This is a genomic window from Streptomyces sp. SYP-A7185 (assembly GCF_046103685.1).
Taxonomy (GTDB): Bacteria; Actinomycetota; Actinomycetes; order Streptomycetales; family Streptomycetaceae; genus Streptomyces.
In genome coordinates, this window is the sequence record NZ_CP122310.1 from 4,059,368 (window position 1) to 4,069,963 (window position 10,596).

The following is a 10,596-nucleotide window of genomic DNA, read 5'->3' on the forward strand; positions in this document are numbered from 1 at the left end:
GGACACGGCCTGTCGAAGACCGCGCATCACTCATTGGGATGAAGCAAGGCAAAGAAATTGACCGGAAGGGGCAAAAGGGATGAATACGCCCGTACTCCCACGATTACTCCCATGACTGGGAGCGTACGAAAGGCCGGTCTTCGTGCAGCCCCGTCTCAGCGTCGTCGTGCCCATCTACAACGTCGAAGAGTTTCTGGAGGAGTGCCTGGAGTCGATCGCCGGGCAGACCATGGCCGACCTGGAGGCCGTGCTCGTCGACGACGGCTCGACGGACGGCAGCCCGCGGATCGCACGTGAGTTCGCGGCGAAGGACCCGCGGTTCGTCTATGTGCGCCAGCCGAACGCGGGCCTCAGCGCCGCCCGCAACACCGGGGTGCGGCACGCGACCCCCACCGCCGAGTACCTGACGTTCGTCGACAGCGACGACGTCGTGCCGCACGACGCGTACGCCCGGATGACCCAGAGCCTGGACACGACCGGATCCGACTTCGCCAGCGGCAACGTCTGGCGTCTGAACGAGCGCGGGCGCCAGCAGGCCTGGCAGTACAAGTGGCTCACCGAACCGCGCTCGCGCACCCACATCAGCCGCGACCTGGAGCTGCTCGCCGACCGCGTGGCCTGGAACAAGGTCTTCCGCCGCGCCTTCTGGGACCGGCACGGCTTCACCTTCCCCGAGGGCAAGCTCTACGAGGACACGCCCGTCATGATCCCCGCGCACTTCCTCGCGGGCTCGGTGGACGTGCTCAGCGACCACGTCTACTACTGGCGGGTGCGCGAGGGCTCGATCACCCGGCGGCGCACCGACGTCAAGGGCGTGCGCGACCGGATCGCCGCGTGCGCGCACGTCAGCGCGTTCCTCGCCGAGCACGCCCCCCAGATGCGCAAGACGTACGACACCTCCTGCCTGCGCGACGACTTCGTGTACTTCCTGGAGGGCCTCCCGATGGGCGGGCCCGAGTACCGCGCCGCCTTCGTGAGCGGCGCCGCCGCGTTCCTGCGCCGGGCCGACCCCGGGGTCGTGGCGGGGCTGCCGGTCTCCCTGCGGGTGAAGTGGCATCTCGTGCGCGAGGGGCGCACCGCCGACCTGATCGACCTGCTCACCTTCGAGCAGCGCAACAAGAACGCCTTCCGGGTGCGCGGAGTGGTCCGGCGCAGCGCCGCCTATCCGCGCGGCTCGGGCGGCCAGATCCGCGTCCCGCAGGAGATCGCCCGGCTGGGGCGGGGCGAGCTGCCGGTCATCTCGCGGGTGCGGGAGGCCGGTTGGAGCCCGGACGGGCTGCTGCGGATCAGCGGGTACGCGTACGTCCGCAATCTGGAGGCGACGCGCCCCGGGCACTCCCTCAAGGCCGCCGTGCTCAAGTCGACGCGCAGCAGGACCCAGGTGCGCAAGGTCGCCACCCGCACGGTCACCGCCCCGCAGGCCACCGAGAACTCCCGGCAGCAGCTGCACTGCTACGACCTCTCCGGGTTCGAGCTGACCGTCGACCCCGAGCAGCTCAAGACCGGCGGCCGGTGGCAGCCGGGCAACTGGCTGCTCGGCGTGGTCGTCGCGGGCCACGGCTCGGTGCGGCGGGCCGCGGTCCGCCCCCTGGACGGTTCGGCCGCGCAGTCCGTCGTCCGCGAACTGGGCGACGGGCTCCGCCTGGTCCTCGGCTACAGCAAGGGCCGCCTGGTGCTGCGGATCCAGGCCTACGTGGCCCGGGTCGACGCCCACCACCGGGACGGGGACGAGATGGTCTTGAGCGGCCATCTGCCCAGCCACCTGCGCCCGACGGCCCTGCGCCTGACGCACAAGCACTCGTCGGCGGAGTTCGACTGCCCCGTGACGCTCTCCGGCGCCGACCGCTTCGACGTCCGCGTGCGCCTCGCGGACCTGGAGGACGTCGCGCCGACCCCGCACCTGGCCCCCAAGGAGGTCGAACCCCCGCACGGCGACCGCTGGCAGGCGAACCTGGTCCTGCCCGACGGCAAGCTGAAGTCCCTGGCGGCGGCCCTCGACCTGCCGCCGGGCCGCTATGCCTCCCGCGCGGGCGGCCGTGAGCTGTGCGCGTCGGCCAACGACCAGGGCCAGCTGGTCGTCGAGCTGACCCGGCAGCCGATCGCCGACCGGGTGGCGTGGAGCACGGACGGCACGCTGACGATCGAGGGCACGGTGGCCGACGCGGGCCGCAACGCGCCGGAGCTCGTGCTGCGGCACAGCGGCAGGGACGAGGAAGTGACGGTGCCGGTGGAACGTTCCGCCGGGCGCTTCCGTGCCGTGGTGAAGCCCGGCGGCGGAACACTGCGGGAAGGCCGCTGGTACGCGTTCCTGCGGGAGGCGGCCGGCGGGGAGCGGGACGGGGCGCCGCACGGGGAGGACGGGATGCCCGTGCGGTTGCTGGCCTCCGTGTCCGCCGGCTTCCCGCTCCATCAGACCGTGGACGGGCGCGAGTTCACCGTCGACCGGCGCTTCGGCGACCGGCTGCTGCTCGAAGCCGGGTCCGTGCTCATGCGCGGCGAGCGGGGGGCCTACCGCCAACACCGGCTGCGTACGGTGCACTACCCGCAGCGGCGCACCCGGCCCCTGCGGGACGCGGTGCTCTACTTCGACGGGGACTCCCCGCGCGCGGTCCACGAGGAGCTGGTGCGGCGCGGCGCGGACGTCGAGCACCTGTGGGTGACGCAGGACCAGCAGACGCGGGTGCCCGCGGGGGCCAAGGGCGTGGAGGAGCACAGCGCCGCCTGGTACGAGGCGCTCGCCCGCTGCCGGCGCATCGTCACCTCGGGCCATCTGCCGGACTTCTTCGAGCGGCGCGCGGGGCAGACCGTCGTACAGACCTGGAACGGCGCGCCCCTCAAGCGCATCGGCACCGACCTCACCGACACGCTCTACGCGGACCACGGCCACCTCGACGTCCTGCCCAGGCTCTCGCGCCAGTGGGACGTGCTCGTCTCGCCCAACCGCTTCTCGACCCCCCACCTGGGGCGCGCGCTCGCCTACGAGGGCGAGGTCATGGAGGCGGGCTCGCCCCGCAACGACGTGTTCTTCTCCGCCGACCGCGACAAGGTCGCCGACCGCGTGCGCCGCGAGCTGGGCATCGCCCCGGACAAGCGGATCGTCCTGTACGCGCCGACCTACCGGGACCACCTCGCCTACTCCCCCGGCCGCTTCCGCTACGAGCCGGCGCTCGACTTCGCCGCCGCGCAGGACGTGCTCGGCGACGACCACGTCCTGCTCGTCCGCAAGCACCCGCTGACGGCGGGCCGCCTGCCCGGCGCCCAGGCGCCCTTCGTGCGCGACGTGTCCTCCCACCCCCGCACGGCCGAACTCCTGCTCATCTCGGACGTGCTGGTGACGGACTACTCCTCCCTGATGTTCGACTTCGCGCACACCGGGCGCCCGATGCTCTTCCACGCCTACGACCTGGAGCACTACCGCGACACGGTCCGCGGCTTCTACCTCGACTTCGAGACCAGCGCCCCGGGTCCGCTGCTCGCCTCCACCGGCGAGGTCGTCGAGGCGCTGCGCGACCTGGACGCGCTCACGGCCCGGCACGCGGAGGCGTACGCGGCGTTCCGCGAGGCCTACTGCGACCTGGACGACGGGCGGGCCTCGGCCCGGGTCGCGGAGAGGCTCATGCGATGACCATGGTCACGCGGGGGGCCGCTCTCCTCGGCCGCCGCCAGGTCCACGGGGCGACGGCGCTGCACCGGCGCCGACGGTGGCGGCCGACCCCGTACGTCGTGTTCGGCGGCCTTTTCTGGATCGTCATGTCGCTGGCCTTCTGGCGGGTGCCGATGTGCTGCGACTTCGGGCAGCACGCGGCGGTGATCGAGCGCCTGAAGGCCGATCTGCTGCACCCGCGCCACCCGATGGCGGACCTGCCGGGCGCGGGCAGCCCGTACTACTCGCCGTACGCGGTGGCGCAGGGCGTCTTCGCGCGGGCCACGGGTCTCGCGGGCTGGGAGGTCGTGAAACTGGCGGGGCCGCTGAACCTCCTGGTGCTGCTCACCGGGCTCGGCCGGTTCGTGAAGGTGCTCACGCCCCGTCAGTGGGCGCCCGTCCTCGCCCTGTTCGCGATGGTGGTGCTCTGGGGCACCCGGATGGCGTGGTGGAGCGGCTACCTCGGCCTGATGTCGATGACGGGGAACCTCGGCTACCCGTCGACGTGCGCGATCGGCCTGGCGTTCTGGGCGTGGGCCTGGGCGGGTTCGCTGGCGCGCTCGCCCCGGAGCGGCTGGGCGCACGTGGGCCTGGGCGCGCTGTGCGGGGTGATCCTGCTCGTCCACCCGATCTCGTCCGTGGCGGCGGTGATCGGCGTGGTGGCGTTCGCGGCCTCGGCCCGCCGGCCCTTCGCGGGGGCGTGGAAGTGGGCGGCGACCGCCGTGACGGCGGCGGCGGTCGCGGCGAGCTGGCCCTACTTCTCCGTGTTCTCGCTCGTCGGCGACGAGAGCGTCGACTGGATCCACCGGCAGCTCTACACCGAGCTGCCGCAGAGGTTCTGGCTCGCGCTGATCGGCCTGCCCGCGCTCGCCCTGAGGTTCCGCGGGAACCGGCGCGACCCGCTGGTCCTGATGTTCGCCCTGGACTGCGCGGTCGTCGCCTACGGCTGGCTGAGCGGCCACTACACCTACGGCCGCATCATGGGCCTGACCCTCGTCCCGCTCCAGTTCGCCCTCGCGATCGAGCTGGCTGCGCCCCGCCCGTGGCGGTGGTGGCGCACGGCCCTGGGGGGCGTGGCGGCCACCGGGGCGGCCATCGGCTTCTTCACGCTCCAGGCGGGCGCGGTCGTGCCGCGCGGCCTCGATCCGGTGGGGTTCGACCAGCCGCCGCGCTGGCCGGGGTACGGCTGGGCGGTGAGCCGGATGCAGCCGGGCGACGTCGTCCTGACCGACGGCTACTACCCCACCCGGTCCGTCCCGGCGTACGGCGCCAATCTCGTCGCCCCCGCGTGGCCGGACGCCTCGCTCGCCGAGGACACGCGCAACCGCCGCCTCCAGGAGGTGCGCGACTACCTCGCGCCCGACGCGACCCGCGCGGAGCGCGAGCGGATCGTGGACCGCTACGACGTGCGCTGGCTGCTGCTCTCGCCCGACCAGAAGGTGCCCGCGGAGGCCGTCGTGGTGGCGTGGGGGCCGCGCACGGGCGAGGTGCTGGCGCGCGTGAGCGTCGGCGGCGGCACGACTGGACGCGACTGATCATGGCTGAGCCCGGCCGGGCGCGGCTGATCATGACCGGAGCACCACACCACGAACCGGCCGAAGACCCCCTAATCGGATAATTACTGGCAACCTCTAAAATTTCCCCCGTGGATCCCTCTCTGTCTCTCTCGCCCCCGTCGCCCCAGGTCTGCGTCGTCGTGATCGGCTACAACGACGCCGCGCACGTCACGGACGCGGTGCGCTCGGCGCTCGCCCAGGGCCCCGCCGTCCGCGAGGTGATCGCCGTCGACGACTGCTCGACGGACGGCAGCGGCGAGCTGCTTGCGGCGCTCGCCCGGGAGGATCCGCGCGTCACCCCCATCCGCCGCGCCCACAACAGCGGCGGCTGCGGCACCCCCCGCAACGACGGGATCGAGGCCACCACGTCCGCGTACGTGATGTTCCTCGACAGCGACGACGTCCTGCCGCCCGGCGCGGTGGACGCCCTCCTCAAGGCCGCCGCGCGGCACGACGCCGAGGTGGTCACCGGCCGCTGCGTGCGCCGCGAACTGCCCTCCGGGCGCGAGACGTCCTGGCAGCCCATGCTCTACACCAAGCCGAGGCTCATCGCCCGCCCCGAGCTGCGCACCCGCCTGGTCCACGACACCCTGTGCGTCAACAAGCTCTACCGCACCGACTTCCTGCGCCGCCACGGCCTGCGCTTCCCCGAGGGCCGCTTCACGTACGAGGACTTCGTCTTCACGGCCCGCGTCCTGGCGGCGGGTCCGCGCATCGCGCTCATCACGGACCCCGTCTACGTGTGGAACGTGCGCCGCACGGCGGCCAAGCTGTCGATCTCCCTGGACCGCTCGGGCATCGCCAACTGGCGCGCCCGGCTGGAGGCCCACCGCCAGTCGGTCGAGATCCTCCGGGAGGCGCGCAGCGCGTCGGGCGACGCGGGCAAGCGGCTCGCGCGGGCCGCGCGGGCCAAGTTCGTCGACCACAGCCTGCGGATGTACGCGCGGGAGCTGACCGCGCGGAGCCCGGAGTACCGCCAGGAGTGGTGGACGGCCACGCGCGCGTACCTGGAGACCTTCGACACGGCCGACCTGGACGCGGCGCCCGCGCCCGGCCGGATCATCGCCCGCGTGATCCTCGCGTCCCCCGGACCGCGCGACCTGACCCGCCTCCAGGAGGTGGCGGCCCGCCCCGCCCGCCTCTCGCCCCCTTACGCGTACGCGGCCGACGGCACCACTCCCGTCTGGTCCGAAGACCTCCCCCAGGTGACGCTGGAACACCTCCTCGTACGCCCCATCCGCCTCCTCCCGCTGGCGGTGGACGCCGAGCTGCGGCCGCGCACGGGCGGCAGCCTCCTCACGCTGCGGCTCCACGAGCTGTACGGGCGCGTGGCGGACGCCGCCCCGACGACGGCCGACGTGGAGCTGGTGCCCAGGAACGGCGAGGGCCCGGTGGTGCGCCGCACGGCGGCGTTCGCCCCCGAGGACCCCACGGCCTGGCGGACCGAGGTGGCGCTCGACCTCGGCGCGCTCGGCGGTGGTGTCTGGGACCTGCGGCTGCGCCTGCACTTCGGCGACGGGACGGCCCGCGAGACGACCGCGCGGGCAGTGGCGGGCCCGGGGCTGCTGCGGCGCACGGTGCTGCCGTCGTACCGGGGCGTGCTGCTGGCCCAGCCGTACCGGACGCAGGCGGGGAACCTGGCGGTGCGGCTCGCGCCGGGGCTGCGGGGCGTCCTCGGCGTGGCGCGCCGGCGCCTCGCGCGGTGGGTGGGCGGCGGGGGGCGCTGACGCGGTCCGTACCCGGGCCTCTGCCAGACTGCACGCCACGGCGGACACCCGCGGCCGGCACCACGGCCCACGTCACGACGCACGCACACCACAGGGAAGGCCCACTGACGATGACCTGGCTGATCACCGGCGGTGCCGGGTACATCGGGGCCCACGTGGTCCGCGCCATGACGGAGGCGGGCGAGCGGGCCGTGGTCTACGACGACCTGTCCACGGGCATCGCCGAGCGCGTCCCGGACGGGGTGCCGCTGGTCACCGGCTCGACCCTCGACGCGGCGCTGCTGTCCCGCACCCTGAGGGAGCACGCCGTCACGGGTGTGGTGCACCTGGCGGCGAAGAAGCAGGTGGGCGAGTCCGTCGAGCAGCCGCTGCGGTACTACCACGAGAACGTGGAGGGGCTGCGGGTCCTGCTCTCGGCGGTGGCGGAGGCGGGGGTCGCGTCCTTCGTCCTCTCCTCGTCGGCGGCCGTGTACGGCATGCCGGACGTGGACCTGGTGACGGAGGAGGCCCCCTGCCTCCCGATGAGCCCGTACGGCGAGACGAAGCTGGCCGGCGAGTGGCTGACCCGGGCGACGGGGCGGGCGCACGGCCTGTCGACGGCGTCCCTGCGGTACTTCAACGTGGCGGGCGCGGCGAGCCCGGCGCTGGCCGACACGGGCGTCTTCAACCTGGTCCCGATGGTCTTCGAGAAGCTCACGGCCGGTGAGGCGCCGCGCGTCTTCGGCGCGGACTACCCGACGCCGGACGGCACGTGCGTCCGCGACTACATCCACGTCGTGGACCTCGCCGAGGCCCATGTGGCGACGGCCAGGAAGCTGGCCGCCGCGCCGCGCGGCACCGATCTGACGCTCAACATCGGCCGCGGCGAGGGCGTCTCGGTCCTGGAGATGACCGAACTGATCAACGAGGTCACGGGGTACGACCTGCCGCCCGTGGTGGCTCCCCGCCGCCCGGGCGACCCGGCCCGGGTGGTGGCGTCGGCGGACCGCGTCGCCACGGAACTCGGCTGGTCGGCCAAGCGGGACGTACGCGAGATGGTGGCGTCGGCGTGGGCGGGGTGGCTGCGCCTGCACCCCGGAGCCGAGCGGGCCTGACCCGCGGGCGCTCAGCCCGCGCGGACGGGGCTCACAGCGCCCGCAGCGCCGCCGCGGTGGCCGTGACGAGGCTGCCCAGATAGCCCTTGGGGAGCTTCGCGCGCACCACCACCGAGCGCCAGTAGAGCGGGCCCGACACCAGGTCGAGGGCCAGGTCCTCGTCCACGTCCGCCCGCACCTCGCCGCGGGCCACGGCCGCCCGCAGGATGCCGTTCGCCACGCCGTGCTGCCCCTCCCGCAGGGCCTTCTGCAAGGCGTCCGCGATCTCCGGGTTGCGGGCCGCCTCCGCCTGGAGATCCGGGATCACCTGCGAGGCCACCGGATGCCGCAGGGCGCGTGAGGTCACCTCGTACAGGAGGCGCAGGTCGCCCTCCAGGGAGCCGCTGTCCGGCATCGGGAGGCCCTGCACCGCTATCGCCGACACCAGGTCGAGCACGAGGTGCAGCTTGGAGCGCCAGCGCCGGTAGACGGCGGTCTTGCCGACGCCCGCGCGGCGCGCGATGCCCTCGATGGACATGCGCGCGTACCCGACCGCCGCGAGCTCCTCGAAGACGGCGGACCTGATGGCCTCGGTCACGTCCTCGCGGAGCACCGCGGCTCCCGCGGGCGCTCTGCGGCGCGGCTGTTCATCTCCTGGCCTGCTCGTCGTCATACGGACAGCATAGAACGTGACGACGATACGGTTGCGTTCCGACGTCACATCGTCCTACTCTCGACGTTGCGACGATACGGGCCCGTCCCGACGTCGGCGCTCCATGGCTCCCGAGTGAAAGCAGCGGACGTGAGTCAGGTCCTCGACGCTCCATCCCGCCCCGCGGTCGCCGCACCCGACGCCGCCGAGCTCGCCGCCCGGCACGGCCTGACCGTCAGCGGCGCCCGCCCCACCCTCACGGGGTACGTCCGGCAGCTGTGGCAGCGCCGGCACTTCATCACCGCCTTCGCGACCGCCAAGCTCACCGCCCAGTACAGCCAGGCGAAGCTCGGCCAGGTCTGGCAGGTGATGACACCGCTCCTGAACGCGGCCGTGTACTACTTCATCTTCGGCGTGCTGATGAACACCAAGCACGACGTCCCGGACTACGTCCCGTTCCTGGTCACCGGCGTCTTCATCTTCACGTTCACGCAGAGCTCGGTGATGGCGGGCACCCGCGCCATCGCCGGCAACCTCGGTCTGGTGCGGGCGCTGCACTTCCCGCGGGCCGCGCTGCCGATCTCCTTCAGCCTCCAGCAGCTCCAGCAGCTCCTGTTCTCCATGGGCGCGCTGGTCGTGATCCTGCTCTGCTTCGGCGTCCCGCCGACGCTCTCGTGGTTCCTGGTGCTCCCGGTCCTGCTCCTCCAGTTCACGTTCAACACGGGCCTGGCCCTGGTGATGGCCCGCCTGGGCAGCAAGACGCCCGACATCGCCCAGCTGATGCCGTTCGTGCTGCGCACGTGGATGTACGTGTCCGGCGTGATGTGGAGCATCGACGCGGTCCTCAAGGACCAGCACCTGCCGCACGCGCTCCAGGTGCTCCTGGAGTGCAATCCCGCCGCCGTCTACATCGACCTGATGCGGTTCGCGCTCATCGACAGCTTCACCGCCGACCAGCTCCCGCACCACGTGTGGGCCTGGGCCCTCGGCTGGGCGCTGCTCGCCGGAGCCGGCGGATTCATCTACTTCTGGAAGGCAGAGGAGACGTACGGCCGTGGCTGAGACGACGACAGTGATCCCCGTGACGACAGCGACCCCCGCCCCCGAAACCCCCGCGGCCCCCGCACCGGCGCCCACCGCCCCGGCCGCCCCCACGGTCATCGTCGACCAGGTCGACATCGTCTACCGCGTGCACGGCGCCGGCTCCCCCGGCGGCCGGGGCAGCGCGACCGCCGCGCTCGGCCGCATCCTCAAGCGGCGCAAGGACGGCGAGGAGTCCGGCGTACGCAAGGTGCACGCCGTCCGGAAGGTCTCCTTCACCGCCCACAAGGGCGAGGCCATCGGCCTGATCGGCACGAACGGCTCGGGCAAGTCGACCCTCCTGAAGGCGATCGCGGGGCTCCTGCCCGTCGAGCACGGCCGCATCTTCACCGACGGCCAGCCCTCGCTCCTCGGCGTGAACGCGGCCCTGATGAACGACCTCACCGGCGAGCGCAACGTCCGGCTCGGCGGCCTGGCGATGGGCATGACCCGCGAGCAGGTCCAGGAGCGCTACCAGGACATCGTCGACTTCTCCGGCATCAACGAGAAGGGCGACTTCATCACCCTGCCGATGCGCACGTACTCCTCCGGCATGGCGGCCCGGCTGCGCTTCTCCATCGGCTCCGCCAAGGACCACGACGTCCTGCTCATCGACGAGGCCCTGGCCACCGGCGACCGCTCCTTCCAGAAGCGCTCGGAGGCCCGGATCCGCGAACTGCGCAAGCGCGCGGGCACGGTCTTCCTGGTCAGCCACAACAACAAGTCGATCCGCGACACCTGCGAGCGCGTGCTCTGGCTGGAGCACGGGGAGCTGCGCATGGACGGACCCACGGCGGACGTCCTGAAGGAGTACGAGCGCTTCACGGGCGGCAAGAAGTAGCCGAGCCGCCCCACTCGACCGGCC

The 10,596-nt window shown here is 72.9% G+C and carries 7 protein-coding genes; 6 read left to right on the forward strand and 1 reads right to left on the reverse strand.

From position 1 onward, the window contains the following. Positions 1–142 precede the first annotated feature (142 nt). From QBL25_RS17770 to galE, 4 genes are all read left to right on the forward strand, one after another. Positions 143–3,625: a CDP-glycerol glycerophosphotransferase family protein gene (locus tag QBL25_RS17770; protein WP_409058013.1), complete on the forward strand. Its 3,483-nt coding sequence runs from the start codon at positions 143–145 to the stop codon at positions 3,623–3,625. Then, a complete protein-coding gene (locus QBL25_RS17775; RefSeq protein ID WP_409058014.1) occupies positions 3,622–5,178 on the forward strand; it encodes a hypothetical protein in 1,557 nt (518 codons plus the stop codon). The genes QBL25_RS17770 and QBL25_RS17775 overlap by 4 nt, the downstream gene beginning before the upstream one ends. 110 nt (positions 5,179–5,288) lie before the next feature. Further along, complete coding sequence (locus QBL25_RS17780; protein WP_409058015.1) at positions 5,289–6,926, forward strand: glycosyltransferase family 2 protein; 1,638 nt, start codon at positions 5,289–5,291, stop codon at positions 6,924–6,926. Positions 6,927–7,036: 110 nt separating this feature from the next. Beyond that, entirely contained in the window at positions 7,037–8,020 is a 984-nt protein-coding gene (gene galE / locus QBL25_RS17785) for a UDP-glucose 4-epimerase GalE (RefSeq protein WP_409058016.1), read from the forward strand. Between the two features lie 31 nt (positions 8,021–8,051). On the opposite strand, the gene QBL25_RS17790 is transcribed toward galE, so the two are convergent. Further along, positions 8,052–8,672: a TetR/AcrR family transcriptional regulator gene (locus QBL25_RS17790; protein WP_409058017.1), complete on the reverse strand. Its 621-nt coding sequence runs from the start codon at positions 8,670–8,672 to the stop codon at positions 8,052–8,054. A gap of 129 nt (positions 8,673–8,801) precedes the next feature. Here QBL25_RS17790 and QBL25_RS17795 point away from each other — a divergent pair, with 129 nt between their 5' ends. Together QBL25_RS17795 and QBL25_RS17800 are read left to right on the forward strand one after the other, a co-directional pair. Further along, on the forward strand, positions 8,802–9,713 hold the full coding sequence (locus tag QBL25_RS17795; protein WP_409058018.1) for an ABC transporter permease: 912 nt from the start codon (positions 8,802–8,804) through the stop codon (positions 9,711–9,713). A gap of 19 nt (positions 9,714–9,732) precedes the next feature. Next, positions 9,733–10,572, forward strand: a complete 840-nt coding sequence (locus QBL25_RS17800) for an ABC transporter ATP-binding protein (RefSeq protein WP_409058019.1) — start codon at positions 9,733–9,735, stop codon at positions 10,570–10,572. Positions 10,573–10,596: the final 24 nt, after the last annotated feature.

Excerpts from the sequence above, each read along its gene's own strand:
- QBL25_RS17790 (WP_409058017.1), bottom strand. The coding sequence starts at position 8,672 with ATGACGACGAGCAGGCCAGGAGATGAACAGCCGCGCCGCAGAGCGCCC.
- QBL25_RS17775 (WP_409058014.1), top strand. The coding sequence starts at position 3,622 with ATGACCATGGTCACGCGGGGGGCCGCTCTCCTCGGCCGCCGCCAGGTC.
- galE (WP_409058016.1), top strand. The coding sequence starts at position 7,037 with ATGACCTGGCTGATCACCGGCGGTGCCGGGTACATCGGGGCCCACGTG.